This is a genomic window from Mesocryomonas fontinalis (assembly GCF_055730125.2).
The window spans coordinates 195,452-222,357 of sequence record NZ_JBUZWG020000006.1 but is presented as its reverse complement, the minus strand read 5'-3'; the positions used below and the strand labels follow the sequence as shown (position 1 = coordinate 222,357).

Sequence of the window (26,906 nt, the reverse complement as noted above, 5' to 3'; positions counted from 1 at the left end):
ATGGCCCAAAGACGGCATTCGCCGTCGCCAACGGCAACCGGTTTGCCCAGCTGAGAGGTCGACGATGACGCTTTTTCAGAGGTCCTTCACCCGCACGGCCAGTGCTGTCGCTCTGGCGACGGTCCTGGGACTTAGCGCAGCGCAGGCCAACCAGCTGAACCTCCACAATGGCGGCGACGTGACCTCGCTCGATCCGCAGAAGCTCTCGGGCGACTGGGAGGACCGCGTCTCCGGCGACATCTTCGAAGGCCTGATGACCGAGGACGCCAAGGCCGAGCCGATCCTCGGCCAAGCCGAAAGCTACACCCTCTCCGACGACAAGCTGACCTATACCTTCAAGCTGCGCGCGGACAACAAGTGGTCCGACGGCCAGCCGGTGAAGGCATCGGACTTCGTGTTCTCGTTCAAGCGGCTGATGGACCCGAAGAATGCGGCCGAATACGCCTATCTGCAGTATCCCATCAAGAATGCCGAGGGCATCAACACCGGCAAGATCGCCGACCTCGACCAGCTCGGCGTCAAGGCGATCGACGACACGACGCTCGAGATCACGCTGGAGCGACCGACGCCGTACTTCCTCGGCGCGCTGACCCACTACACCGCCTATCCGCTGCCGGAGCACCTGATCAAGGCGAAGGGCGACGCCTGGGTGCAGGTCGCCAACATCGTCACCAACGGACCCTACAAGCCGGTCGAGTGGATCCCCGGCAGCCACGTGCTGACGGCGAAGAACCCGGAATGGCGCGGCGCCAAGGACCTGAAGATCGACGGCGTGAAGTTCTTCACGCTGGAGGACCAGGCGGCGGCGCTCCGCCGCTACCGCGCCGGCGAGTTCGACGTCATCACCGCCTTCCCGACCGACCAGTACCAGTGGCTGCAGGAGAACATGCCGGGCCAGGCGCATGTCGCCCCGTTCGCCGGCCTCTACTACTACGTCGTCAACTCCTCGAAGCCGCCGTTCGACGACATCCGCGTGCGCCAGGCGCTGTCGATGGCGATCAACCGCGAGGTGATCGGCCCGCAGATTCTCGGCACCGGCGAGCTGCCGGCCTATGGCTGGGTGCCGCCGGGCATGGCGAACTACGAGGGCGCCGACCAGCGCGTCGACTGGGCGGACCTCTCCTATGGTGAGAAGCTGGAGAAGGCGAAGGCGCTGCTGGCCGAAGCCGGCTTCGGCGCCGACAAGCCGCTGACCTTGCAGCTGCGCTACAACACCGACGAGAACCACAAGCGCCTGGCGGTCGCCATCGCCTCGATGTGGAAGCCGCTCGGCGTCAATGTCGAGCTGACCAATACCGAGGTGAAGGTGCACTATGCAGACCTCCGCCAGGGCTCCTTCGACGTCGGCCGCGCCGGCTGGCTCGCCGACTACAACGATGCCGACAACTTCCTCAACCTCCTGAAGTCCAGCGTCGAGATGAACTACGGCAAGTGGTCGAACCCCGACTTCGACAAGTTGCTCGACGAGGCCAATGCGACCTCCGACATGGCCGCGCGGGCCAAGCTGATGAAGCAGGCCGAAAAGATCGCCCTCGACCAGTCCGCGGCAATCCCGATCTACTTCTACGCCTCGCGCAGCGTCGTCTCGCCGAAGATCACCGGCTACGAGGACAACGCCTTCGACAAGCACCGCACGCGCTGGCTGACCAAGGCGGAGTAGCGCTCTCGGAGGGGCCGGGATGACTGGGCATGTCTACATCATGGCCAGCAAACGGGACGGCACCCTCTATGTCGGCGTGACCGGCGACATGTCGCGGCGGGTGTGGGAACACAAGGAGGGACTCACACCCGGCTTTACCACGCGATACGGGTGCAAGCGGCTGGTTTGGTACGAGGAGCATTTCGACATCCGCGACGCCATCACCCGTGAGAAGACGATCAAGCGATGGCCGAGAAGCTGGAAGGCGGACCTGATCGAGGCGATGAACCCGGACTGGAACGAGTTGTATACGGGGATGGGATGGTGAGGCCTCCTGCGACACTTCAGAAGGTCGCGAAGGCTCTAAGCTTCGTCATCCCGGACTTGATCCGGGATCCATTCCAAGCCCTATAAACCGCCATGTCGCCGGTAGAAACGAGCACCCACCCGTCGCCGATTTGGAATGGATCCCGGCTCAAGGCCGGGATGACGAACGTCATAAGTCGTGCCATCTCCGGCACATCAAAAGAAGGTTCTTGCTGCCCCTCAGCTTCGTCATCCCGGACTTGATCCGGGATCCATTCCAAGCCAGTTCCACCGCCAAATCGCCAACAGAAACAAGCCCAACCCGTCAACGATTTGGAATGGATCCCAGCGAAACCTTTGGTTTCGCCGAGATCAAATCCGGGATGACGAAGGTCATAGGTCGTACTCCTCAGGTGCGAACCCGCGAAGGATTCCCATGCTGCGTTTCGCCTTCCACCGTCTGCTGACCGCGATCCCCGTGGTGCTGATCGCGGTGACCGTCTGCTTCTTCGTGCTGCGGCTGGCGCCGGGCGGGCCGTTCGACATGGAGCGGGCGCTGCCACCGCAGATCCTCGAGAACCTGCGCGCGCACTACCATCTCGACCAGCCGTTGATCGGCCAGTATCTCAGCTACCTCGCCGGCCTCGTGCGCGGCGACCTCGGGCCGTCCTTCACCACCGACGACTTCACGGTGTCCGAGCAGATCATGATCGGCCTGCCCTACACGCTGATCCTCGGCGGCGGGGCGATGATTCTTGCCGTCGTCGTCGGCCTCGCCGCCGGCATCTATGGGGCGCTCTACCAGAACAAATCAGCCGACTTCCTGATCGCCGGGGTGATCATGGCGGGGCTCGTGGTGCCGAGCTTCCTCGTCGCGCCGATCCTGCAGCTGGTGTTCGGGCTAAAACTCGGCTGGCTGCCGGTCGGCGGCTGGGGGGACGGCTCGCCGCGCTTCCTGGTGCTGCCGATGGCGGTGCTGGCGCTGCCGCACGCCGCGCGCATCTCGCGGTTGATGCGCGGCTCGATGATCGAGGTGCTGAACGCCAACTTCATCCGCACCGCGCGGGCGAAGGGCATCGGCGTGCGCCGCATGGTGCTCGGCCACGCGCTGCGGCCGGCGCTGACGCCGGTCGTCTCCTATCTCGGCCCGGCGGCGGGCTACCTCCTCACCGGCTCGATCGTCGTCGAGGAGATTTTTGGCATTCCCGGCATAGGGCGGTATTTCATCCAGGCGGCGCTGAACCGCGACTACGGCATGGTGCTGGGCACGGTGGTCTTCTACATGATCCTGATCGTCGTCCTGAACCTCCTGGTCGACCTCGCCTACGCCTTCCTCGATCCGAAGGTGCGGACGCGATGAGCCTCTTCGTCGACAAGCGCGAGGCGCTGGCGCCGTTCGCCGAGAACCAGAGCGCGGCGCTCGCCGGCAAGCCGCGGTCGCTGACGCGCGATGCGATGCGCCGCCTTGCCGCCAACAAGGCGGCGATGGTGTCGCTGTTCGTTCTCGCCTTCATCATCCTTGCCGCCATCATCGGCCCCTGGCTGATCCCCTTCGACTACGAGACGCCGGACTGGGCCGCCTTCCGCGCCCCGCCATCCTGGGAAAGCGGGCACTATTTCGGCACCGACCAGAACGGCCGCGACCTCCTCGCCCGCACGCTCTACGGCACCCGCGTCTCGCTGATGGTCGGGTTGATCGCGACGCTCGTCTCGGTCGTCGTCGGCGTCCTCTACGGCGCCGTCGCGGGCTTTCTCGGCGGGCGCATCGACGGCGCCATGATGCGCTTCGTCGACGTCATGTACGCTCTCCCGTACATCCTCTTCGTCATCCTCCTGATGGTGATGTTCGGCCGCAACGTCTACCTCCTCTTCGCCGCCATCGGCCTCCTGGAATGGCTGACGATGGCGCGGATCGTGCGCGGCCAGACGCTGTCCCTGAAGGAGCGCGAGTTCATCGAGGCGGCGCGCGCCTCGGGCGCCTCGACCTTCACCACCATCCGCCGTCACATCGTGCCCAATCTCGTCGGGCCGGTGGTGATCTTCGCGACGCTGACGGTGCCCGAGATCATCGCCACCGAGAGCTTCCTCTCCTATCTCGGCTTCGGCGTGCAGGAGCCGCTGACCTCGCTCGGCACCCTGATCTCCGAGGGCGCCGACACGATGGAGACGCTGCCCTGGCTCCTCGGCTTCCCCGGTGCCACCCTCGTCGCTCTGCTGCTCGCCTTCGCCTTCGTCGGCGACGGCCTGCGTGACGCCTTCGACCCGAAGGACCGCTGACATGACCGCCCCCCTCCTGCAGCTGAAAAACTACTCCGTCCGCTTCGCGACCCCCGAGGGCGAAGTCGCGGCGGTGTCCGATCTCGACCTCGCGGTGATGCCGGGCGAGACGCTGGCGATCGTCGGCGAGTCCGGCTCGGGCAAGAGCCAGACCTTCAACGGCGTCTTCGGCCTCCTCGCCCGCAACGGCGCGAGCAGCGGCAGCGCGGTGATGGACGGTACCGACCTTCTCGCGCTCACGCCGCGCCAGCTCGACAAGATCCGCGGCAAGGACATGGGCATGGTGTTCCAGGACCCGATGACCGCGCTGAACCCTTCGATGAAGATCAAGCGGCAGCTGTCGGAACTCCTCGAGGTGCACCAGGGCATGCGCCGGCGCGAGGCCGAGGCGGCGGGGCTCGCCATGCTGATGCGCGTCGGCATTCCCGAGGCGGAGCGGCGTTTCCAGCAGTATCCGCACGAGCTCTCCGGCGGCATGCGCCAGCGCGTGGTGATCGCCATGGCGCTGATCTGCCGGCCGAAACTCATCGTCGCGGACGAGCCGACGACGGCGCTCGACGTCACCATCCAGGCGCAGATCCTCGACCTCTTCCGCGACCTCACCGCGGACTTCGGCACGGCGCTGGTGCTGATCACGCACGATCTCGGCGTCGTCGCGGGCATCGCGACGCGCGTCGCGGTGATGTATGCCGGCCGGGTGGTCGAGGAGGCCGGGGTCGACGCCCTCTTCGAAGCGCCGGCGCATCCCTATACCGCAGCGCTCCTGCGCTCGATCCCGCGGGTCGACCGCGACATCGCCGGCGTCGACCCGATCCCCGGCAGGCCGCCGAGCCTGCAGCACCTGCCGAGCGGCTGCGCCTTCCATCCCCGCTGCCGGCACGCCACCGAGCGCTGCGTCGACGAGCGGCCGCCGCTCGCCGAGGTCGGCCCCGGCCGGCGCGCCGCCTGCTGGCATCCATTCGCCGACGCCGCCGTGAACGCCGTCCTCGCCGGAGGCCTCCATGCCTGACCTGTCACACGTGAAACAACCGATCCTCAGCGTCGAAAGCCTGTCGACCAGCTTCGCCATCCGCAGCCGCACGCTGTTCGGGCGCGGCGCCACGCTGAAGGCGGTGAACGACGTCTCGTTCAGCCTTGGTCAAGGCGAGACACTCGGCATCGTCGGGGAATCGGGCTGCGGCAAGTCCACCCTCGGCCGCTCGATCCTGCGCCTGATCCAGCCGACCGCCGGCCGCGTCGTCTGGCAGGGTCGCGACCTGACGGCGCTGTCGGAGGCCGAGATGCGCAAGGCGCGGCGCGACCTCACCATCATCTTCCAGGACCCGATCGCCTCGCTCGATCCGCGGATGACCGTCGGCGACATCATCGCCGAGCCGCTGGAAGTCGCCGAGCCGGCCTTGCGCAAGGCCGAGCGGCGGGCGCGTGTGCTGCAGGCGATGGACGAGGTCGGCCTCGCGCCGGAGATGATCGGGCGCTATCCGCACGAGTTCTCCGGCGGCCAGGCGCAGCGCATCGGCATCGCCCGGGCGATCATCACCCGGCCAAAACTGATCGTCTGCGACGAGCCGGTGTCGGCGCTCGACGTCTCGATCCAGGCGCAGATCATCAATCTCCTGACCGGCCTGCGCGACAGACACGGGCTCAGCCTGATCTTCATCAGCCACGACCTCTCGGTCGTCCGGCTGATCTCCGACCGGATCATGGTGCTCTACCTCGGCCGCATCGTCGAGATCGGGGCACGCGGCGATGTGTTCGAGAACCCGGCGCACCCCTATGCCCGGGCGCTCCTGTCGGCCGCGCCGATCCCCGACCCGGCGATCGCCCGCCAACGCGGCCGCACCCTCCTCCTCGGCGACCCGCCCTCGCCGATCGACCCGCCGTCGGGCTGCGCCTTCCGCACCCGATGCCCGATCGCCGAGCCGATCTGCGCCGAGGTGCTGCCGCCGCTGGTCGAGGTGTCGCCGGGCCATTCTGGCGCCTGTCATTTCGCCGGCGCAGAGGCGGCGCGGCGGATGGCGGCGAAGGCGGGGGTGGTGCCAGCTTAGCAATGACCCTGCCGGCTCCGCTTGAGATGGACAGCGCCCGAGGTTATGTCTTGGTTTCGTCAGGAGCCAGAGACGATGTCAAAGACAACCCCGGTCGTTCTCGATGATCACTTCACCGACTTTGTCGCCGCCTCGATAGACCAGGGCCGCTACGCATCGGTCAGCGAGGTAGTGCAGGCCGGGCTGGAACTCCTGGAGCGGGAAGCGAAGCGTGAAGCCTTGCGGACTGCGCTGATCGAGGGTGAGGAAAGCGGACCACCCGAAGAGTTCGACGTCGACGCCTTTCTGACTGAGATGCGTGCCCGGCACAGCGCCTAGATTTCGCCTTAGCCGAAGGGCAAGGGGCGACCTCGAGGGCATCTTCGCGTATTCAGCAAGAGTCTGGTCGGTAGACCAAGCCAGCCGCTATATCCTCGACATCAACGACGCCATCAGTCTCCTGGCCGGCTCGCCCCATTTGGGGCGCCGAATCGGCGACATCCGGCCGGGCTACTGCCTCTATAGGGTCCGATCGCACCTGATCCTGTACCAAACCATCGAAAGCGGTATCAATGTGATCCGCGTCCTGCATGGTCGCATGGATATTCCCAGCCATCTCTAGTGGCGATGGCTCGCGCGGTCCTACGCCGCCATCATCGTCGCTTCCGGCGCCTTGGCGCCCGTCATCAGCGCGACCGCGTCGGACATCGACGCGCTTTTCGGGTCGATGACGCAGAGGCGGCGGCCGAGGCGGTGGATGTGGATGCGGTCGGCGATCTCGAAGACATGCGGCATGTTGTGAGAGATCAGGACGATCGGCAGGCCGCGCGAGCGCACCTCGAGGATGAGGTCGAGAACGCGCCGCGACTCTTTCACGCCCAGGGCCGCGGTGGGCTCGTCGAGGATCAGCACCTTGGAACCGAAGGCGGCGGCGCGGGCCACGGCGACGCCCTGGCGCTGGCCGCCCGACAGCGTCTCCACCGGCTGGTCGATGTTCTGGATGGTCATCAGCCCCAGCTCGGAGAGTTTCTCGCGGGCGATGCGGCGCATGGTCGGCTTGTCCAGCATGCGCAGGAACTCGCCGAGGAAACCCTTGCGGCGGATTTCGCGGCCCAGGAACATGTTGTCGGCGATCGAGAGGGCGGGCGAGAGCGCCAGCTGCTGGTAGACGGTCTCGATGCCGGCGTCGCGCGCGCCTTGCGGGTTGGTGAAGGTGATCGGCGCGCCGTCGAGCAGGATCTCGCCGCCGTCGGGAATGACGGCGCCGGAGACGGCCTTGATCAGCGTCGACTTGCCGGCGCCGTTGTCGCCGATGACGGCGAGGATCTCGCCGGCCCGGAGGTCGAAATCGGCATGGTCAATGGCGACGACGCGGCCGTATTTCTTGACGAGGCCGCGGGCGGAGAGAACGAGCTGCGGGGTCATGCGGAAGCCTTTCTGATCCACTGGTCGGCGGCGACGGAGAGTATGATCAGCGCGCCGACGGTGAGCTGCGTCCATTGCGGGTCGGTGCCCCAGATGCGGAGGCCCATGGCGAAGACGCCGACGATGAGGGCGCCGATCAGCGTGCCGAACACCGAGCCGCGGCCACCGAAGAGCGAGGTGCCGCCGATCACCACGGCAGTGATCGACTGGATGTTGGCTTCCTGGCCGGAAGTCGGGCTGACCGAGCCGATGCGCCCGATCAGCGCCCAGCCGGCGAGGCCGCAGATGAAGCCGCCGACGACATAGACCGAGATCAGCGTCTTCGTCGTCGAGATGCCGGACAGGCGGGCCGCGTCCGGATCGTCGCCGAGGGCGTAGACGTGTCGTCCCCAGGCGGTGTTGTTGAGGATGTAGAAGAACAGGACGACCAGCAGCACCATGAACACGGCGCCGTAGCTGAAGGTGGCGCCGAAGATCTTGAAGGTCTGGCCGAGGAACTGCAGCAGCGGCGCGGCGCTGGCGATGTCCTGGGCGCGGATGGTCTCATTGGCGGAGTAGATGAAGTTCGTCGCCAGGAACACCGACCAGGTGCCGAGGGTAACGATGAAGGGCGGCAGCTTCAGCCGGGCGATGAGGAAGCCGTTGATGAGGCCGCAGAAGGTGCCGACGGCGAGGCCGCAGGCGATGGCGAGCGGCGCCGGCAGGCCGTAGCGGGTGGCGAACTGGCCCATCACCACCGATGACAGCACCATGATCGCGCCGACCGAGAGGTCGATGCCGGCGGTGACGATGACGAGGGTCTGCGCGACGCCGATGATGCCGACGAGCGTCACCTGCTGGAGGATGAAGTTCAGCGTCTGCGGGCTGAAGAACCGGCTGCCGAGCAGCACGCCGAACACCGCCACGCTGACCAGCAGCACCAGAACCGGCACCATGGTCGGGTTGGCGTGCAGGAAGTGCTGGAAACGGGCGAGGCCGCCGCCATTGTTCGTCTCGAACTCGGCAACCCGCGTATCGCTCTTGGCCGCGGCCGCCTCGAAGTCGCTGGGGCTGCGCTGCGGGGTCGCCGGTCGGGGGGTGTCGCTCATCGCCTCACCTTTCGAAATCTGTCCGGGAATATCGGGAAAAGAGAGCCGTCGGCCCGATGGGCGCGGCCCCCGCATCGGTGGGAAGGCGCGAAGGCACCCTCCCACCCGCAGTCTCGCGGTGCGTGCGGATCGACGCCGGCTGACCGGGTCAAGCCGGCCGGACCGACGCCGTCAGCCTAGCTCGCCGAGCCGAATTGGCCGGCAAGCCGACGTGGCTGGCAAAGCCGACCGGGCTGGCAAGCCTACCTGGCCGGCACAGCCGACCGGGCCCGACCGGGCGGGCGATCAGCCCCAGCAGGCCTTCAGCGCATCGGCCGAGGTCATCGACTTCTGGCCGTCGACCGGCTTGTCGGTGACGAGGTCGGCGCCGGTGTCGGTGAAGTTCAGGCCTTCGGTGACTTTCGGCTTCTCGCCGGTGTCGGCGAACTTCTTGATCGCCTCGACGCCGAGCGCGGCCATCTTCAGCGGGTACTGCATCGAGGTCGCGCCGATGATGCCGTCCTTGACGTTGTTGACGCCCGGGCAACCGCCGTCGATCGAGACGAGCAGCACGCTGCCCTCGGCGCCGACCGCCTTCAGCGCCTCGTAGGCGCCGGCCGCCGCCGGCTCGTTGATGGTGTAGACGACGTTGATCGTCGGATCCTTCTGGAGAAGGTTCTCCATCGCGGTCCGGCCGCCTTCCTCGTTGCCATTGGTGATGTCGTGGCCGACGATGCGCTTGTCGTCCTCATCACCGATGACGTTGGCATCCTTGGTGTCGATGCCAAAACCCTTCATGAAGCCCTGGTCACGCAGCACGTCGACGGAGGGCTGGGACGGGATCAGGTCGAGGAAGGCAATGCGGGCATCGGCCGCCTTGTCGCCGAGCGTCGACTTGGCCCACTGGCCGATCAGCTCGCCGGCGGTGAAGTTGTTGGTGGCAAACGTCGCGTCGGCGGAGTCGATCGGCTCGAGCGAGGTGTCGAGCGCGATCACCATGATGCCGGCATCGCGCGCCTGCTTGACCGAGGGGACGATGCCCTTGGTGTCGGACGCGGTGATGAGGATGCCCTTGGCGCCGCCGGCGATGCAGCTCTCGATGGCCGCGACCTGGCTCTCGGTGTCGCCGTCGATCTTGCCGGCATAGGTCTGCAGCGTGACGCCGAGCTCCTTGGCCTTGGCGAGCGCGCCTTCCTTCATCTTGACGAAGAACGGGTTGGTGTCGGTCTTGGTGATCAGGCAGACCAGCGGCGCGTCGGCGGCGCTGGCGGTCGAGGCGAGCGCCGACAGCGAGACGAAGCCGGCAATGGCGGTGGTGGCGAGAAGCGAGCGAAGCGTCACGGATATCCTCCCAGATATGATCCGATGCCGCCGCACTCCCGCACGGCGACGGTTGACCGCGTCACGGCGCGCCGCCGCGACAGGTTGGCGCCAAGAAAAGCGGCAAAGCATCGCCCTGTCAACTTAAATAAATCAAGTGGATTTAAATATTGACACCCCGAAGGCGCTGGACCAACTTCCGGACGAAGCTGGCCAAGGTCTTGCGTCCTCTTCCGGGTCCCGCTGAACTGTCTGCCGACAGGCCGCCACAACGCTGCCGACAGGTCGCCGCAACGCTGGTAGACAAGGATGACCTGAAGCAGACGGGCTGGCAAGTCGGATGGCACGTCGGGATGTTACCCGGCAGCGCGATCCAGCGGGCTTGTGCGGACTTCAGGCGCCGTCCGGCGGCGAAGGTGGGCGGCGGCGAAGGTTGGCGGCGGCGAAGGTTGGCGGCGGCAAAGGTGGGCGGCCGGGAGAGGATCCAGCTGCGCCGCAGGGGGGGAAGAGATGAGCGACGTGACCGGGCCATTCTCGGAGGAAGCGGCGGGAGAGCGGATGCGCGGCTCCAACCAGTCCGGCCTGCGGGCGCACAACGAGCGGGCCGTGCTGTCGCTGATCCGACGCAACGGCGTGCTGGCCAAGGCCGACATCGCCCGGCGCACCGGCCTGTCGCCGCAGACGGCGTCGGTGATCATGCGCGAGCTCGAGCGCCAGAAGCTGGTGCTGCGCGATGCGCCGCGCCGCGGCCGGGTCGGCCAGCCCTCGATCCCGATGCGGCTCAACCCCGATGGCGCCTTCTCGCTTGGCCTCAAACTCGGCCGGCGCTCGGTCGAACTGGTGCTGATGGATTTCGTCGGGGTGATCCGCGAACGGCGTCGGGCGAGCTATCCCTTGCCGGTGCTCGGCGCGATCAAGCAGTTCGTGGTCACGGCGATGACCGAGCTCTGCCAGACGCTGGATGCCGACGGCCGCGCCCGCATCGCCGGCCTCGGCGTCGCCATGCCCTCTGCGATCTGGGAATGGGGCGAGGAGATCGGCGCGCCGGCCGGCGAGATGGACGAGTGGCGCGGGCTCGACATCACCGCCGAGCTCGCGACCCTCACCGGCTATTCCGTCGACCTCGCCAACGACGCGACGGCTGCCTGCGCCGCAGAGCACGTCTTCGGCACGACCCGCAGCACCGATTACGTCTACTTCTACGTCGGCACCTTCGTCGGCGGCGGCATCGTCATCGACGGCAACCTGGTGGTCGGCCGCAACGGCAATGCCGGCGCGCTCGGCTCGATGCCGGTGCCGCGGCCGGCCGGGCCGGACGGCGCGCCCGCCGGCCACCGGCAGCTGATCCACTCCGCCTCGATCCATCTTCTGGAGCAGGAGATGCGCGCCGCCGGGAAGAACCCGCGCGATCTCTGGAACGATGACGGCCAGTGGCCTGAGCTCGGCCCGCTGCTCGACCGCTGGCTGGACACGGCGGCTTTCGGCCTTGCCCACGCCATCGTCTCGGCGATGTCGGTCTACGACTTCGAATGCGCGGTGATCGACGGCTCGATCCCGCTCGAGGTACGCGACCGGCTGGTGGCGGCGACGCAGGCGAAGCTTGTCGAGATCCGCCGCGAGGGCCTGTCGCCGATCCGCGTCCAGCCCGGCACAATCGGCGCCAGCGCCCGCGAGATCGGCGCGGCGAGCCTGCCGTTCTTCGCGAAATTCCTGCTCGACCACCGCGTGTTGTTCACCGAGCGGGTCTGACCCCGCGCCGGCCGCCGCGCCCTACGGCACCAGCCTGATCCGCACGCCCGCCGGCGGTACGAACGGGCCCTTGCCGAGATAGTCGGCGAGGACGCTGTCGAGCGTCGGGCCGAAGTCGTAGGTGTCGCGGCCGGCGGAGGCGAACACCGCATAGCCGTCACCGCCATTGCGCATGAAGTTGTTGGTGACCACCCGGTAGTCCGCCGCCGGGTCGATCGGCGCCGCGCGGCCGTCCTTGACCACCCGCACCGCCTTGATCCGGTCCTTTCCGGCCGTGCCACCGAGCGACCAGTCGAATTCGAGGCCAGCCACCTGCGGGAACCTGCCACCGCCGGTCTCGATCTGCGAGACACCGTTCTCCAGTGCGGCGATGATGTCGGCGCCCTTCAGAGTGAAGGTCGCCAGCGTGTTCTGGAACGGCAGCACGGTCAGCACCTCGCCCATAGTGATCTCGCCGCCGTCGATCGAGGCGCGGAGGCCCCCGCCATTGGTGATGGCGATCTCGATGCCCTGGTCCTTCACCTTGGCGAGCATGGCGTCGGTGACGAGATCGCCCATGGTGCATTCCTGCGTCCGGCAATAGGCGGCGCTGCCCTCGATCGGCGCGGCGGTCTCGCCGACCACGGTGTTGCGGACGGCGTCGAGCGGCTTTGCGAGCTCGGCGATCCGCGCCTTGATCGCCGGGTCTTCCGGGATCTTCTGGTCGAGGAGGATCGGCTCGCCGACCGCCTCGGTGACGACGCCCTTGTCGTCGAAGACGAGGTCGACCTTGCCGAGATAGCGGCCATACGCGCCGGTCTGGACGATCGGCACCCTCGTGCCGTCGGGTGAGGCGACGAAGGTCGGCGACGGGCCGCCGGCGGTCGGCACGCTGTTCGACAACAAGGTATGCGAATGGCCGCCGACGATGAGGTCGATGCCGTCGACTTCAGCGGCGATCGCCTGGTCGACGGCATAGCCGGAATGGCTGAGGAGGATGATCTTCGTCACGCCCTCGGCGGTGAGCGCCGCGACCTCGCGCCGGGCGGTGTCGACCGGGTCCTGGAAGTCGATGGTCGTACCGGCGCTGGTCAGTTCCTGGTTGTTCTCCGGCGTCAGGCCGATCACGCCGATCTTCTCACCCGCGACGTCGAGGATCGCGTGCGGCTTGATGCGGGCGGCAAGGCCGGGCTCCTTCGAGAGGTCCGCATTGGCCATCAGCAGCGGAAACCCGATCGCTTCGGCGAAGCGCTGCAGCACCGTCACGCCGTTGTCGAACTCGTGGTTGCCGACCGCCATGGCGTCGTAGCCGAGGCGGCTCATCAGCTCGGCGACCTCCTGGCCCAGATAGTGGGTGTAGAACAGCGAGCCCTGGAACTGGTCGCCGGCGTCGAGCAGCAGCGATGCGGGCAGACGCTCGCGGGCGATCGCAGTGGCGAGCCGCGCGGTGCCGCCGAAGCAGGCCCCGGCGGCCTGGTCCTTCGCCCCGCAGGTGGAGTCCTGCTTGTTGATCGGCTCCAGCCGCGAGTGGATGTCGTTGGTGTGGAGGACGCGGAGCCGGAACTCGGCGCTGGCGGGGCCGGCGAGGCCGAGCCCCGCTGACAGCACGGCCGCAAGACCGGCGAGAGAGCGGGCAAGAGGGCGGGCGGAACGGCGGGCAAGGGGCTTCGTCATGGCGGTCTCCGTGATGACGCGATGCGGGCCAGCCTATACGCCCCGCGTGACGGTTCAACGCCCGCGCCGCCGCTCACCCCGAAACTTGCCGCCCTCCGCTGGTTGATTGATCAGTCAATCAACAATACGCTTACCCCGAAGAGACAGGCGACGGGACGGCCGCGATGACGAGACGCAGCATGGAGGACGAGCGGCGCGGCGCCCTGATCCGCGCGGCGATCGACGCGATCGACGGCGAGGGCTCGCTCGGCGTCACCATGGCCGAGATCGCCCGGCGCGCCGCGGTCTCGCCGGCGCTGGCGCACCATTATTTCGGCGGCAAGGACGACCTCCTGATCGCCGCCATGCGCCATCTCCTCGGTGGCTACCGGGCCGGCGTGACGCAGCGCCTGCGCCATGCCGAGACGCCGCGCGCGCGGATCTCGGCGATCGTCGAGGGCTGCTTCGATCCCGACCAGTTCTCGGCCGAGGCGATCTCCGCCTGGCTGGTCTTCTACCTCCACGCCCGCCGCAACGCCGAGGCGGCGCGGCTGCTCGCGGTCTACTTCCGGCGGCTGGAATCGAACCTCGTCGATGCCTTGGCGCCGCTGATCGGCCGAGATCGCGCGCGGCCGATCGCCCAGGTGGCGGGCTCGATGATCGACGGCGTCTGGCTGCGCCATGCGCTGGTCTCGCCTCGCCGCGGCGCGCCGCTGCACGGACCCGACCGGCTGGCGGCGATCGCCGTGATCGAGCGCTTCATCGATGCCGAGACCGCCCGCTCGGCATCCGGGGCAGGCGGCGCATGAGCCGCCGCCCGCCCGGCGCCTTGCCCTTCCATACCACCGCGCCGGCGTGCGCCCTTCCCGCTGGAGTTCTGCATGCGTGAGATCGACGAAGCCGACTACGTCGTCATCGGCTCCGGCTCGGCCGGGGCGGCGATGGCCTATCGCCTGTCGGAGGGCGGCCAGTACGACGTCCTGGTGATCGAGGCCGGCGGCACCGATGCCGGGCCGTTCATCCAGATGCCGGGCGCCCTCTCCTATCCCATGAATATGAAGCGCTACGACTGGGGCTACCGCGCCGAGCCCGAGCCGGCGCTCGGCAACCGCAGCCTCGCCACCCCGCGCGGCAAGGTGATCGGCGGCTCGTCCTCGATCAACGGCATGGTCTATGTCCGCGGCCATGCCCGCGACTTCGACTACTGGGCGGAGGCGGGCGCTGACGGCTGGGCCTATGGCGACGTCCTCCCCTACTTCCAGCGGATGGAGGCGATGGAGGGCGGCGACGCCCGCTGGCGCGGCCTCGATGGCCCGCTGCACATGAAGCGCGGCGCGATGCAGAACCCACTCTATCCCGCCTTCATCGAGGCCGGGCGGCAGGCGGGCTTCCCGGTGACCGACGACTATAACGGCGAGCAGCAGGAAGGCTTTAGCCCGATGCAGCACACCATCTGGCGCGGCCGCCGCTGGTCCACCGCCAACGCCTATCTTCGGCCCGCCATGCGCCGCGGCAATTGCCGGCTGCTGGCGGGCGAGGCGGTGCGGCTGGTCTTCGAGGGCGACAAGGCGGTCGGTGTCGCGGTGCGCCGCCCACGGCGGCTGCCCGGCATCGTGCGGGCGCGGCGCGAGGTGGTGGTCGCCGCCGGCGCGATCAACTCTCCGCTGCTGCTCTTGCGCTCCGGCATCGGCGATGCGGCCGAGCTTTCCGCCGTCGGGGTCGAGCCGAAACTTCACCGGCCGGGCGTCGGGCGAAACCTGCAGGACCATCTCGAGGTCTACGTGCAGCAGGAATGCACCCAGCCGATCACCCTCAACGGCTATCTCAACCTCTTCGCCAAGGGCCGCGTTGGCCTCGAATGGATGCTGCTGCACACCGGCCATGGCGCGACCAACCATTTCGAATCCTGCGCCTTCGTGCGCTCGGCGGCCGGCGTCGAGTATCCCGACATCCAGTACCACTTCCTCCCCGCCGCGGTGCGCTACGACGGCACCTCGGCCTCGAAGGGCCACGGCTTCCAGGCGCATGTCGGGCCGATGCGCTCGAAGTCGCGCGGCGCGATCCGGTTGACCGGGAGCGGCGCATCCGACAAGCCGTCGATCCGCTTCAACTATATGAGCCACGCCGACGACTGGCGCGACTTCCGCACCGCCATCCGGCTGACCCGCGAGATCTTCGGCCAGGAGGCGTTCGCGCCCTATCGCGGCGCCGAGATCCAGCCGGGCGCGGCGTTCCAGAGCGACGACGAGCTCGACGGCTTCATCCGCGACCACGCCGAGAGCGCCTACCACCCCTGCGGCGCCTGCCGGATGGGCGACGCCGATGACATCGACGCGGTGGTCGACCCGGAATGCCGGGTGATCGGCATCGAGAACCTGCGCGTCGCCGATAGCTCGATCTTTCCGCGCGTCACCAACGGCAACCTCAACGGCCCCTCGATCATGGTCGGCGAGAAGGCCGCCGACCACATCCTCGGCCGCACCTTGCTGCCGGCCTCGCCGCTGAGGCCCTGGATCAATCCGAACTGGCAGGAAAGCCAGCGGTAGGCTAGTCCTCGCCGGCATTGCGGGGTGGCGAAGAGATCCGATGGCAGCTGAACTTCCTGAGGCGCTGACGGCGGCGATCACCGCGCTGATGGAGGGCCGCTCGCGCAAAGATCTGTCGGAGCGCTCCGGCAAGATCTCCAAGCGCTACCGAGAGGGCGGCTCGTCGACCGGCGTCGTCGAGGGCGAGGCGGACGCCATGGCCTATGCGGTGGCGCGCATGCCCGCGACCTTTGCCGCCGCAAGCGAAGTGTTCGAGCGCCTGCTGGAACGCTGCCCGGATTTTGCGCCGGCACGAGCGCTCGACGTCGGCGCAGGACCGGGCACGGCGAGCTGGGCGATGGCCGATCTCTGGCCGGCGATCGCGGAGATCGTCCAGGTCGACCGCAACACCGCCTTCCTCGACCTCGCGCGGACGCTGGCCGAGGACGCCGAGAACACCGCCCTCCAAACCCCGCGCCAGATCACCGCCGATCTCGTCGCCTGGGCGGGCCCGGCCGAGAAATTCGACCTGGTTGTCCTCGGCTATGCCCTGACCGAACTGCCACCCGCCCGCCTGCCGGCGCTGATGCAGAGCCTCTGGGCCAGCTGCACCGGCGCGCTGGTGATCGTCGAGCCCGGAACGCCGGCCGGCTATGCCCGCATCCTCGGCGTCCGCGACAACCTGATGCAGCTTGGTGCCCGCATCCTCGCCCCCTGTCCGCACGAGGCGCCTTGCCCGCTGACACCGCCGGACTGGTGCCATTTCGCCGTGCGCCTGCAGCGCAGCCGCGACCACATGAGCGCGAAATCCGCGACGCTTTCCTACGAGGACGAGAAGTTCGCCTATCTCGTCGCCGTCCGGCCCGCGCTCTACACACCGCCCGAAGAGGCCCGCATCCTCGACCGGCCGGAGACCAGCAAGATCGGCGTTGCCGTGAAACTCTGCGGCACCGACGGCGGCGTGCATCTCGCCACCGTACCGAAGCGCGACCGCGAGGCTTTCGCCCGCGCCCGCAAGCGCAAATGGGGCGATCTCCTGTAGGTCCGCAGAGACCAGGCCTCGTCTCTTACGTTCTTTCGCACGCTCTCCGCGCCAGCTTCGCGCGCCCGCTCGGACTGTCCAGCGCCCCCCGCGCGGGGCGGCGCGATGCCCTCTTGGGCTTTCGCATGATTGACAGGACGGGGTGCAAGGTCGATTTGCGGGGCAACACGGGAAAGGAAGCCGCAACATGTCCGATACGATCGACGTCCATGGCCTGACAGTCGCCGCCGAGCTGAAGACCTTCATCGACGAGGAGGCGCTGCCGGGCACCGGGATCGCGCCCGATCAGTTCTGGAAGGGCTTTGCCGACATCCTCGACGATCTCGCGCCGAAGAACCGCGAGCTTCTCGCTGTCCGCGACCGGCTGCAGAGCGAGATCGATGCCTGGCACCAGGCCCGCCGCGGCCAGCCGCTCGACGCGCCCGGCTACCGCGCCTTCCTGCAGGAGATCGGCTACCTGAAGCCCGAGGGCCCCGACTTCCAGATCGACACGGCCAACGTCGACCCCGAGATCGCCGAGATCCCCGGGCCGCAGCTCGTAGTGCCGCTGATGAACGCGCGCTACACGCTGAACGCCGCCAATGCGCGCTGGGCCTCGCTCTACGACGCGCTCTACGGCACCGATGCGATGGGCGATGCGCCGCCGTCCGGCCCCTATGACCGGGCCCGCGGCGCCCGGGTCGTGTCCTGGGCGAAAAGTTTCCTCGACGGCGTCGCGCCGCTCGACCGCATCAGCCACATCGATGTCACCGCCTATGCCGTCGAGGGCGGCTCGCTGGTCGCCGATTTCGGCGGACCGAAGAAGGCCATGCTGAAGACCCCCGACGCCTTCGCCGGCTATGTCGGCGATCCCGCAGCGCCGACCGCGGTGCTGTTCCGGCAGAACGGCCTGCACATCGAGGTGCAGATCGACGCTGCAAACCGCATCGGCTCGCGCGACCGCGCCCATGTCGCCGACATGCTGATGGAGTCGGCGGTCTCGACGATCTGCGACTGCGAGGATTCGATCGCCGCTGTGGATGCCGAGGACAAGACCGCCGTCTACCGCAACTGGCTCGGCTTGATGAAGGGGGACCTCGAGGATTCCTTCGAGAAGGCCGGCAAGACGGTGACGCGCCGCCTCAACCCCGACCGCAGCTACACCGCGCCGGACGGCTCGCCGCTGACGCTGCCGGGCCGCTCGCTGCTGCTGATCCGCAATGTCGGCCACCTCATGACCAATCCGGCGGTTCACCTGAAGGACGGGTCGGAGGTGCCAGAAGGCATCATGGACGCGATGGTGACCGGCATGATCGCCTTGCACGACCTGAAGAAGACCGACGGCATCCGCAACTCCCGCGCCGGCTCGGTCTATATCGTCAAGCCGAAGATGCACGGGCCGGACGAAGTGGCCTTCTCCGCCGAGATTTTCGGCCGCGTCGAGGCGGTGCTGGGACTGGCCGAGAACACGCTGAAGATGGGCATCATGGACGAGGAGCGCCGCACCACGGTGAACCTCAAGGAGTGCATCCGCGCCGCCCAGCACCGCGTCTTCTTCATCAACACCGGCTTCCTCGACCGCACCGGCGACGAGATCCACACCTCGATGGAGGCCGGCCCGATGGTGCGCAAGACGGTGATGAAGGACCGCACCTGGATCGGCGCCTACGAGGACTGGAACGTCGACGTCGGCCTCCTCTGCGGCCTCAAGGGCAAAGCGCAGATCGGCAAGGGCATGTGGGCGATGCCGTCGAAGATGCACGACATGCTGGCGGTGAAGATCGGCCATCCGCAGGCCGGCGCCAACTGCGCCTGGGTCCCGAGCCCGACGGCGGCGACGCTGCACGCCACGCACTACCACCGCGTCGACGTGCTGGCCTGGCAGGACAACATCGCCGCCAAGGGCCGCCGCGCGATCCTCGCCGATATCCTGACCATCCCGCTCGCCGGCCGTGCCAACTGGCCGAACGAGCAGATCGTCGCGGAAGTCGAGAACAATGCGCAGGGCATTCTCGGCTACGTCGTGCGCTGGGTCGACCAGGGCGTCGGCTGCTCGACGGTGCCGGATATCAACGACGTCGGCCTGATGGAGGACCGGGCGACCTGTCGCATCTCCTCCCAGCACATCGCCAACTGGCTGCGCCACGGCGTCGTCTCGAAGGACGAGGTGATGGCGGCGATGCAGAAGATGGCGGCCAAGGTCGACGCGCAGAACGCCGGCGACGCCAGGTACGAGCCGATGGCGCCGGATTTCGATGCCTCCATCGCCTTCCAGGCGGCCTGTGACCTGGTGTTCGAGGGCGCCGTGCAGCCGAACGGCTATACCGAGCCGGTGCTGCATAGGCGCCGGCTGGAGAAGAAGGCACGGGGCTGACGAAAAAGACCAGAGGGTGGGAGCAGGCCTTGCAGGCTCCCACCCTCTGAGCCCAGACTTCCTGGTCGGTGGGTGGGTGAGGAACGGCAGGTGACGATCGTCCACAATGAGCAGACGAAACTCACGGCGGCAGCGTTCGACCGCGCCTCGACCGCCTGCATCACGGTGGGCGTCCTCGCCCCCGTCGCTGCAACCTTCTACAGCGTTGGCACGAGTCCCGTCGGCCTCGACACGCTCGTCATCGGCACGGCGATTTGGCCTGGTGCGGCGATTGCCCTACATTGGAGCGCAAGACGCCTGCTGCGGGGATTGCGCTCATGACCGGTACCGAGCTTTTCGCCTTCGTCATCCTGCCGATTTCCCTTGCTTCCGCGGCATGGGCCTACGTGCTGCTGAACGAGCGGACCCGGCGGAACAAGACGCCGCGCTGACCGGCTCCTTCGGCCGACGGGAACCCGGACTGCGCCTGCGATCCGTTGCCGGGCATGCTTTCCCGGGGCGCTCAAGCCGCCCCTTGGCGGCCGATGATCGGCCATTCCGAGGAAGATCCGCCTCATGGCATGGACCGACCCGATCGACGCCTATTGCGAGCGGTTGAGCGGCGCGTTCTGGGCCGAGCCCGTGAATGCGTTCTCGAACCTTGCCTTCATCATCGTCGCGGCGGCCGCCGTCGTCGCCTGGCGGCGGCGCGACGCGCTGGCGAAGCGCCGGCGGCGTGACGTCGCCGGCCTCGCGCTGATCATCCTCGTCGGGATCATCGGCGTCGGCTCCTTCCTGTTCCACACCTTCGCGAACCGCTGGTCGAGCCTTGCCGACGTCCTGCCGATCACCCTGTTCATCGCCGCCTATCTCGGCCTCGCGCTGCACCGCTTCCTCGGCCTCGCCCGCTTAGCCGCAGCGCTCTGCGTCGCCGGCTTCTTCGCCGCGACGTTTTTGACACGCGATGCTTTGGGACAGGTTTTCGGGAGTTCGGCCGGCTACATCCCGCCGGCGGTGGCGCTCTATGCCATCGGCCTCGTGCTCGCCGCCCGAAGGCGCTCGCCGGCGCGGCGGCTGCTGGCGGCGGCCGGCGTGTTCACCGGCTCGATCGCGCTGCGCATGGCGGACGTGCCGATCTGCGCCAGCTTTCCGCTGGGCACGCATTTCCTCTGGCACATCCTTAACGCCACGACGCTCGGCCTACTGCTCTCGGCCGCGATCCGCCACGGCGCGCGTCCCCGCCGCCACCGCATCACCGCCTGAGCCGCGCCCGACGCCGTGCTCTCTCCGGTCGCAGCCAGACAAAAAAAGACCGGATGCTTCCCCCGAAGCACCCGGCCATGACGGTCCCCCGCCTTTCAAACTGTCGCCGGCGGATATCTCCGCCGGGGTATCCTGTCGGCGCGAGCGCCATCGCTTTCCTGAGCTGGCCTGCCCTAGCTGGCCTGCCCTAGCTGGGCTGCCGAAGCTGGCCTGCCTTAGCTCGCCTTCGCCTTCGCCTTGGTGCGGACAGGCTTGGCCGGGCTCTGGTCGACCAGGCGTTCCTTGCCCTGCAGCACCACGACGCGGGCGCCGAGCGGGATGCGCTCGTAGAGGTCGATGATGTCCTGGTTCATCAGGCGGATGCAGCCGGACGAGGCCGCGGTGCCGATGGAGCGCCACTCGGGCGAGCCGTGCAGGCGGTACAGCGTATCCTTGTTGCCCTGGTAGAGGTAGAGAGCGCGGGCGCCGAGCGGGTTCATCACGCCCGGATCCATGCCCTTGCCGTCCTTGAACTTCTCGAGGTCGCTGCGACGCTCGATCATCTCCTTCGGCGGGAACCAGCGCGGCCAATGCTGCTTGTCGCCGATCTTGGCCTCGCCGGCCCAGGAGAAGCCGGCCTTGCCGACGCCGATGCCGTAGCGCATGGCGGTGCCGCCGCGCTCGATGACGTAGAGGAAGCGGTTGCCGGTATCGACGACGACCGTGCCTTCCTCGTAGCCGCCGGCATCGTAGACGACGCGCTGGCGCAGGAACTTCGGGTCGATCTTGTCCGACGGAATGGACGGCAGCGAGAAGCCGTCGTCGACCGTCGCGGCATAGGCGGTCGCGGGGGCGACGCCGAAGCTGCGGTCCTCGTTCGGGGTCGGCGAGGCATAGGCGGTGATCCGCGCCACGGCCGCCGAGGTGTTATCCGCCATCTTCTGCGGCGTCGTCGTCGTCGCGCAGCCCGAAAGGACCGCCAACGATGCGAAAACAGCACCGAGGGATACGAGGTTCAGTCTGTTGGTCATGGGAGACGGGTCCGCAACGTCGGAGTAAGTGTTCGTTCGTGGCGCCACACTCGTTCGACGGGGCAAGCTATCCAGCGAAGACGCTCTCTGGATATGCCCTGCGGCAAGCCGTGACAACGCGAACAATAGACAGGGTTATGGTTAATAAAGTCTTTGTTGCCCCGCAGTCACAGTTGACGGCGGCCTGCCCCGCGACATCTTTCGGAGACTGGGATGATGCGTCGGACGCAGCGAGGACTTCTCATGAATATAGGGGAAGCAGCACGGCTTTCGGGCCTGCCGCCGAAGACCATCCGCTACTATGAGGAAGTCGGGCTGGTGCGACCGGCGCGGGCACAGAACGGCTACCGCGACTACCGCGAGCGCGATGTCCACATGCTGCGCTTCCTGCAGCGCTCGCGCTCCCTCGGCTTCACCATCGAGGAGGCGCGCAGGCTCCTCGCCCTCTATGCCGACGACCAGCGCCACAGCGAGGACGTCCGGCGGATGGCGAGCGGGCGGATGGCCGAGATCGACCGCAAGATCGAGGAACTGCAGTCGCTGAAGAGGGCGCTGTCGATCCTCGCCGAGCAGTGCCCGGGAGATGCCGGGCCGGACTGCCCGATCCTCGAGGAGATCGCCGGCGAGCGCCCGGTGCGGGTTCTGCGGCCGTCGCACGGCGAGGCGTGAACGCACACCGAACGCCGCACTCGGCCTATGGTGGCGGTGTGGAAGCGAGAGTGGATCCGACCGGCGTTTATGGTTTGTTCGGTTTTTCACTTGCGACGCAGGCGCGCGCCGGCCTAGTTTGCGGACATGCCGATAGTCTCGCCCAACCGCACCGAACCGCTCGTCGATAGGCGCCAGTCCGAGCGCGCCATGCTGGTGCGCCGCGGTGTCCAGCGGCTGATGGTGGAGCGCCGTGTGTCGCTGCTGCCTGAAATGCCGCTCGCCTCCGGCCGTCGCGCCGACCTCGCGGGCATCACCGAGAAGGGCGAGGTGTGGATCGTCGAGATCAAGACCTCGATCGAGGATTTTCGCGTCGACCGCAAATGGCCGGAGTACCGCCTGCACTGCGACCGCCTGTATTTCGCCACCCATCCCGGCGTGCCGACGGCGATCTTCCCGGAGGATTGCGGGCTGATCCTGACCGACGGGTACAGTGCCGAAATGCTGCGGGAGGCCCCGGAGCATCGCCTGGCCCCTGCTGCCCGCAAGGCGATGACGCTGCGCTTCGCCCGGCTCTCGGCCGACCGCCTGCAGCAGGCGGAATGGCGCGCCAATCCCTATATGACCGTCCTGCCGGACGAAGCCTGATGACGGTCCTGCCGGACGGGGCCTGAGGCTTCCATGAAAAAAGCCGCGCCCTGACCGGACGCGGCTTCAGATCTGGTCATCCGGACCGCGCGCTTGGGCCTGAACCCTTGCGCCGCGGCAAATGCGCTCAGCGCAGGCCGAAGAACGAGAGGACGGCGATGACCACGACCACGAGGCCGACGAGATAGATGATACCGTTCATGGCAGGTCTCCTGAACTGAAAAGCCATCAGCAGTGCATATGCACGCCCGGCCTGATGGGGATGAAAAGGCCTGAAACCGCTAACGGTTCCGTGATACCCGCAGTGGTTTCATCGCGTTTCCCGGCGCTCGGCAGTTTTTTCTTCAGTCCGAAAGCCCGTCTTGCGCGTCTCCCAGGCCCTTCATATATACTCTCCAGCCCCGACGGGATCGGTCGTTGACCGATAGAGACCGTCGATAACGTCAGCATATCGGGGGCTGCCCCTCTGGAACGCCTCATCGAGGGTCCGGGCAGTTCGCTCAACAAGGAGAAGAACATGGCGAAGGTGATCGGTATCGACCTTGGCACCACCAATTCCTGCGTGTCCGTCATGGACGGCAAGACCGCGAAGGTGATCGAAAACGCCGAAGGCGCGCGCACCACGCCGTCGATCGTGGCGTTTGCCGATGGCGGCGAGCGTCTGGTCGGCCAGCCGGCGAAGCGCCAGGCCGTAACCAATCCCGAGGACACGCTGTTCGCCGTGAAGCGGCTGATCGGCCGTCGCTACGACGACCCGACCGTCGCCAAGGACAAGGACCTCGTCCCCTACAAGATCGTGCGCGCCGACAATGGCGATGCCTGGGTCGAGGCCGAGGGCGAGAAGTACTCGCCGTCGCAGATCTCCGCGATGATCCTGCAGAAGATGAAGGAGACGGCGGAAGCCTATCTCGGCGAGAAGGTCGAGAAGGCCGTCATCACCGTTCCCGCGTACTTCAACGACGCCCAGCGCCAGGCGACCAAGGATGCCGGTCGTATCGCCGGCCTGGACGTGCTGCGCATCATCAACGAGCCGACTGCGGCAGCGCTCGCCTACGGCCTCGACAAGAACGATGGCAAGACCATCGCGGTCTACGATCTCGGCGGCGGCACCTTCGACGTGTCGGTGCTGGAGATCGGCGACGGCGTGTTCGAGGTGAAGTCGACCAATGGCGACACCTTCCTCGGCGGCGAAGACTTCGACATGCGCCTCGTCGACTACCTCGCGTCCGAGTTCAAGAAGGACCAGGGCATCGACCTGAAGACCGACAAGCTCGCACTTCAGCGTCTGAAGGAAGCCGCCGAAAAGGCGAAGATCGAGCTGTCCTCGTCGAGCCAGACCGAGATCAACCTGCCCTTCATCACCGCCGATGCCTCAGGTCCGAAGCATCTGGCGATCAAGCTGACGCGCTCGAAGTTCGAGGCGCTGGTCGATGATCTCGTGCAGCGCACCGTCGGCCCGTGCAAGTCGGCCCTCAAGGATGCCGGCCTCACCGCTGCCGACATCGACGAGGTCGTGCTCGTCGGTGGCATGAGCCGCATGCCGAAGGTGCAGGAGATCGTCAAGCAGCTGTTCGGCAAGGAGCCGCACAAGGGCGTCAACCCGGACGAGGTCGTCGCCATGGGCGCCGCGATCCAGGCCGGCGTGCTGCAGGGCGACGTCAAGGACGTGCTGCTGCTCGACGTGACCCCGCTGTCGCTCGGCATCGAGACGCTCGGCGGCGTGTTCACCCGCCTGATCGACCGCAACACGACGATCCCGACCAAGAAGAGCCAGGTGTTCTCGACCGCCGAGGACAGCCAGAACGCCGTCACCATCCAGGTCTTCCAGGGTGAGCGCGAGATGGCGCAGGACAATAAGAGCCTCGGCCGCTTCAACCTCGAGGGCATCCCGCCGGCACCGCGCGGCGTGCCGCAGATCGAAGTGACCTTCGACATCGACGCCAACGGCATCGTCAACGTCTCGGCCAAGGACAAGGGCACCAACAAGGAGCAGCGGATCACCATCCAGGCCTCCGGTGGTCTTTCCGACGCCGACATCGAGGCGATGGTGAAGGAAGCCGAAGCCAATGCCGAGGGCGACAAGAAGCGTCGTGCCGGCGTCGAGGCGAAGAACCAGGGCGAGTCGCTGATGCACTCGGCCGAGAAGTCGCTGAAGGACTACGGCGACAAGGTCACCGAGGCCGATCGTTCGGCCATCGAGGTCGCGATCGCCGCGCTGCGCAACGAGCTCGACGCGCCCGAGCCGGACGCCGATGCGATCAAGGCCAAGAGCGAGATCCTCGCCGAAGCCTCGATGAAGCTCGGCCAGGCGATGTACGAAGCCTCGCAGAACGATCAGGCCGATGCCGCGGCGCAGCCGACCGGCAACGAGGCACACGACGACGTCGTCGATGCCGACTTCGAAGAGGTGAACGACGACGAGCGCAAGAAGTCGGCCTAACCGGTCGTCTCCGACAGTTCGAGAAGCCCCGGCAGGCAACTGCCGGGGCTTTTGCTTGGTGAGCAACCCGTCCCGACGCCGTGATCCAGCGGCAACCGGCGGAATTTCTTCCACGCAAGATTGCACTGCCGCTGTGGCCGCAGGACGCTTTCCGAGAGGCGGCCGGCTATGGTAACGCGCCGGAAACGTCCCCACATGCTCGGCATTGGTGGGCCTTCCGCAGGAACAGCCGAACCTCTCCCATGATCTCGCGACAACCGATGGACCAGTCTCGATGAAAGTCGATTATTACGAGATGCTCGGCGTCACCAAAGGGTGCGACGAGAAGACCCTCAAGAGTGCATTTCGCAAGCTCGCCATGCAATTCCATCCGGACAAGAATCCGGGCGACGCGGCGGCGGAGGCGAAGTTCAAGGAGCTCGGCGAGGCCTACGAGGTCCTGAAGGATCCGCAGAAGCGCTCGGCCTACGACCGCTACGGGCATGCCGCGTTCCAGAATGGCGGCCAGGGCGGCGGCTTCCGCGGCGACTTCGGCTCGTCGATGGCCGACGTCTTCGACGACATCTTCGGCGAGATGATGGGCCAGCGGCGGGGCCGTGCGGCCGGCGGCGGAGGGGGCGGCCGCGAGCGCGGCTCGGACCTGCGCTACAACATGGAGATCTCGCTCGAGGAGGCCTTCGCCGGCAAGACCGCCGAGATCGGCGTGCCGACGACCATCCAGTGCGACGAGTGCACGGGCACCGGCGCACGGCCGGGCTCGGCGCCAAAGCTCTGCCCGACCTGCGGCGGCGTCGGACGCGTGCGCGCCGCGCAAGGCTTCTTCTCGATCGAGCGGACCTGCCCGACCTGCCAGGGCCGCGGACAGATGATCTCCGACCCTTGCGGCAAGTGCGGCGGCGACGGACGTCTCGCCGAGGAGCGCCAGCTCTCGGTCAACATCCCCGCCGGCATCGAGGACGGCACCCGCATCCGCTTGGCCGGCGAAGGCGAGGCGGGCCTGCGCGGCGGCCCCGCGGGAGATCTCTACATCTTCCTGACCGTCCGCCCGCACGAGTTCTTCCAGCGCGACGGCGCCGACCTCTATTGCAGCGTGCCAGTGTCGATGACGACGGCGGCGCTCGGGGGCAGTTTCGAGGTGACGACGCTCGATGGCGCGATGACCCGCGTCAAGGTTCCCGAGGGGACGCAGAGCGGCAAGCAGTTCCGCGTCAAAGCCAAGGGCATGACGGTGCTGCGCTCGCCGCAGACCGGCGACCTGTTCATCCAGGTGCAGATCGAGACGCCGCAGAACCTCAACCGCCGCCAGCGCGAGCTGCTGGAAGAGTTCAATGCCATCTCTTCGTCGGACAATTCGCCGGAGTCGACGGGCTTTTTCGCGCGGATGAAGGATTTCTTCGAGGGGCTCAGCGAGAAGTAGCGGGCGGTTACCCGCACGGCGGTCCCTCGACCGCACGGCGTCCCTCGACCGCAGCGCGGCAAAAGCGCATCCTGCCGCGAAAGGAACAAGAGTGCGCGCCATGACCGCGGCCGACGATGGTTCCCACAGGCCTTGCCGCATC

Annotated in this window: 25 protein-coding genes; 19 read left to right on the top strand and 6 right to left on the bottom strand. The window is 67.4% G+C overall.

Annotated features, from left to right (window positions below; genetic code table 11):
• Positions 1–64: 64 nt before the first annotated feature.
• Together ACZL02_RS16275 and ACZL02_RS16270 are read left to right on the top strand one after the other, a co-directional pair.
• On the top strand, positions 65–1,660 hold the full coding sequence (locus ACZL02_RS16275; protein ID WP_472939306.1) for a peptide ABC transporter substrate-binding protein: 1,596 nt from the start codon (positions 65–67) through the stop codon (positions 1,658–1,660).
• Positions 1,661–1,679: 19 nt separating this feature from the next.
• Positions 1,680–1,967 carry a GIY-YIG nuclease family protein gene (locus tag ACZL02_RS16270; protein ID WP_472939305.1) on the top strand — a complete coding sequence of 96 codons (288 nt, stop codon included), beginning with the start codon at positions 1,680–1,682 and terminating at the stop codon, positions 1,965–1,967.
• A 16-nt stretch (positions 1,968–1,983) separates the two neighbouring features.
• On the opposite strand, the gene ACZL02_RS16265 is transcribed toward ACZL02_RS16270, so the two are convergent.
• Positions 1,984–2,226, bottom strand: a complete 243-nt coding sequence (locus tag ACZL02_RS16265) for a hypothetical protein (RefSeq protein ID WP_472939304.1) — start codon at positions 2,224–2,226, stop codon at positions 1,984–1,986.
• Positions 2,227–2,381: 155 nt separating this feature from the next.
• Between ACZL02_RS16265 and ACZL02_RS16260 the strand changes: the two genes are divergently transcribed.
• From ACZL02_RS16260 to ACZL02_RS16235, 6 genes are all read left to right on the top strand, one after another.
• Positions 2,382–3,305: an ABC transporter permease subunit gene (locus tag ACZL02_RS16260; protein ID WP_472939303.1), complete on the top strand. Its 924-nt coding sequence runs from the start codon at positions 2,382–2,384 to the stop codon at positions 3,303–3,305.
• Positions 3,302–4,222, top strand: coding sequence for an ABC transporter permease (locus ACZL02_RS16255; RefSeq protein ID WP_472939302.1), 921 nt, complete (start codon positions 3,302–3,304; stop codon positions 4,220–4,222). Before ACZL02_RS16260 ends, ACZL02_RS16255 begins: the two co-directional genes overlap by 4 nt.
• A gap of 1 nt (position 4,223) precedes the next feature.
• Positions 4,224–5,231 (top strand): ABC transporter ATP-binding protein, encoded by a 1,008-nt coding sequence (locus ACZL02_RS16250; RefSeq protein ID WP_472939301.1) that lies wholly within the window; start codon positions 4,224–4,226, stop codon positions 5,229–5,231.
• On the top strand, positions 5,224–6,267 hold the full coding sequence (locus ACZL02_RS16245) for an ABC transporter ATP-binding protein (RefSeq protein WP_472939300.1): 1,044 nt from the start codon (positions 5,224–5,226) through the stop codon (positions 6,265–6,267). The genes ACZL02_RS16250 and ACZL02_RS16245 overlap by 8 nt, the downstream gene beginning before the upstream one ends.
• 75 nt (positions 6,268–6,342) lie before the next feature.
• The gene (locus ACZL02_RS16240; protein ID WP_472939299.1) at positions 6,343–6,585 is read left to right on the top strand and encodes a type II toxin-antitoxin system ParD family antitoxin; all 243 of its coding nucleotides are present in this window, start codon (positions 6,343–6,345) and stop codon (positions 6,583–6,585) included.
• Entirely contained in the window at positions 6,566–6,868 is a 303-nt protein-coding gene (locus ACZL02_RS16235; protein WP_472939298.1) for a type II toxin-antitoxin system RelE/ParE family toxin, read from the top strand. The genes ACZL02_RS16240 and ACZL02_RS16235 overlap by 20 nt, the downstream gene beginning before the upstream one ends.
• A 20-nt stretch (positions 6,869–6,888) precedes the next feature.
• On the opposite strand, the gene ACZL02_RS16230 is transcribed toward ACZL02_RS16235, so the two are convergent.
• The 3 genes from ACZL02_RS16230 to ACZL02_RS16220 all read right to left on the bottom strand — a co-directional run bounded on the left by ACZL02_RS16230 (position 6,889) and on the right by ACZL02_RS16220 (position 10,079).
• Positions 6,889–7,671: an ATP-binding cassette domain-containing protein gene (locus ACZL02_RS16230; RefSeq protein WP_472934321.1), complete on the bottom strand. Its 783-nt coding sequence runs from the start codon at positions 7,669–7,671 to the stop codon at positions 6,889–6,891.
• Entirely contained in the window at positions 7,668–8,759 is a 1,092-nt protein-coding gene (locus ACZL02_RS16225) for an ABC transporter permease (protein WP_472939297.1), read from the bottom strand. Before ACZL02_RS16225 ends, ACZL02_RS16230 begins: the two co-directional genes overlap by 4 nt.
• Before the next feature lie 285 nt (positions 8,760–9,044).
• Complete coding sequence (locus tag ACZL02_RS16220; protein WP_472939296.1) at positions 9,045–10,079, bottom strand: sugar ABC transporter substrate-binding protein; 1,035 nt, start codon at positions 10,077–10,079, stop codon at positions 9,045–9,047.
• Positions 10,080–10,568: 489 nt separating this feature from the next.
• On the opposite strand from ACZL02_RS16220, the gene ACZL02_RS16215 reads away from it, so the two are divergent.
• The gene (locus ACZL02_RS16215; RefSeq protein ID WP_472939295.1) at positions 10,569–11,807 is read left to right on the top strand and encodes an ROK family transcriptional regulator; all 1,239 of its coding nucleotides are present in this window, start codon (positions 10,569–10,571) and stop codon (positions 11,805–11,807) included.
• Positions 11,808–11,828: 21 nt separating this feature from the next.
• On the opposite strand, the gene ACZL02_RS16210 is transcribed toward ACZL02_RS16215, so the two are convergent.
• On the bottom strand, positions 11,829–13,460 hold the full coding sequence (locus ACZL02_RS16210; RefSeq protein ID WP_472939294.1) for a bifunctional metallophosphatase/5'-nucleotidase: 1,632 nt from the start codon (positions 13,458–13,460) through the stop codon (positions 11,829–11,831).
• 164 nt (positions 13,461–13,624) lie between these two features.
• Here ACZL02_RS16210 and betI point away from each other — a divergent pair, with 164 nt between their 5' ends.
• The 6 genes from betI to ACZL02_RS16180 all read left to right on the top strand — a co-directional run bounded on the left by betI (position 13,625) and on the right by ACZL02_RS16180 (position 20,601).
• The gene (gene betI / locus ACZL02_RS16205; protein WP_472939293.1) at positions 13,625–14,248 is read left to right on the top strand and encodes a transcriptional regulator BetI; all 624 of its coding nucleotides are present in this window, start codon (positions 13,625–13,627) and stop codon (positions 14,246–14,248) included.
• Between the two features lie 72 nt (positions 14,249–14,320).
• Positions 14,321–15,985: a choline dehydrogenase gene (betA, locus tag ACZL02_RS16200; protein WP_472939292.1), complete on the top strand. Its 1,665-nt coding sequence runs from the start codon at positions 14,321–14,323 to the stop codon at positions 15,983–15,985.
• Positions 15,986–16,025: 40 nt separating this feature from the next.
• Complete coding sequence (locus ACZL02_RS16195; protein ID WP_472939291.1) at positions 16,026–17,006, top strand: small ribosomal subunit Rsm22 family protein; 981 nt, start codon at positions 16,026–16,028, stop codon at positions 17,004–17,006.
• A 187-nt stretch (positions 17,007–17,193) separates the two neighbouring features.
• Positions 17,194–19,359, top strand: coding sequence for a malate synthase G (locus ACZL02_RS16190; protein ID WP_472939290.1), 2,166 nt, complete (start codon positions 17,194–17,196; stop codon positions 19,357–19,359).
• A 90-nt stretch (positions 19,360–19,449) separates the two neighbouring features.
• Positions 19,450–19,680: a hypothetical protein gene (locus ACZL02_RS16185; RefSeq protein ID WP_472939289.1), complete on the top strand. Its 231-nt coding sequence runs from the start codon at positions 19,450–19,452 to the stop codon at positions 19,678–19,680.
• 234 nt (positions 19,681–19,914) lie between these two features.
• Positions 19,915–20,601: a ceramidase domain-containing protein gene (locus ACZL02_RS16180; protein ID WP_472939288.1), complete on the top strand. Its 687-nt coding sequence runs from the start codon at positions 19,915–19,917 to the stop codon at positions 20,599–20,601.
• A gap of 215 nt (positions 20,602–20,816) precedes the next feature.
• Here ACZL02_RS16180 and ACZL02_RS16175 read toward each other — a convergent pair whose 3' ends face one another.
• Entirely contained in the window at positions 20,817–21,611 is a 795-nt protein-coding gene (locus ACZL02_RS16175; RefSeq protein WP_472939287.1) for a L,D-transpeptidase, read from the bottom strand.
• Positions 21,612–21,854: 243 nt separating this feature from the next.
• On the opposite strand from ACZL02_RS16175, the gene cueR reads away from it, so the two are divergent.
• From cueR to dnaJ, 4 genes are all read left to right on the top strand, one after another.
• On the top strand, positions 21,855–22,280 hold the full coding sequence (gene cueR, locus ACZL02_RS16170; protein ID WP_472939286.1) for a Cu(I)-responsive transcriptional regulator: 426 nt from the start codon (positions 21,855–21,857) through the stop codon (positions 22,278–22,280).
• Between the two features lie 126 nt (positions 22,281–22,406).
• The gene (locus ACZL02_RS16165; protein ID WP_472939285.1) at positions 22,407–22,907 is read left to right on the top strand and encodes an MmcB family DNA repair protein; all 501 of its coding nucleotides are present in this window, start codon (positions 22,407–22,409) and stop codon (positions 22,905–22,907) included.
• A gap of 478 nt (positions 22,908–23,385) precedes the next feature.
• A complete protein-coding gene (gene dnaK, locus ACZL02_RS16160) occupies positions 23,386–25,347 on the top strand; it encodes a molecular chaperone DnaK (protein ID WP_472939599.1) in 1,962 nt (653 codons plus the stop codon).
• Positions 25,348–25,621: 274 nt separating this feature from the next.
• Complete coding sequence (gene dnaJ / locus ACZL02_RS16155) at positions 25,622–26,764, top strand: molecular chaperone DnaJ (protein WP_472939284.1); 1,143 nt, start codon at positions 25,622–25,624, stop codon at positions 26,762–26,764.
• Positions 26,765–26,906 lie beyond the last annotated feature (142 nt).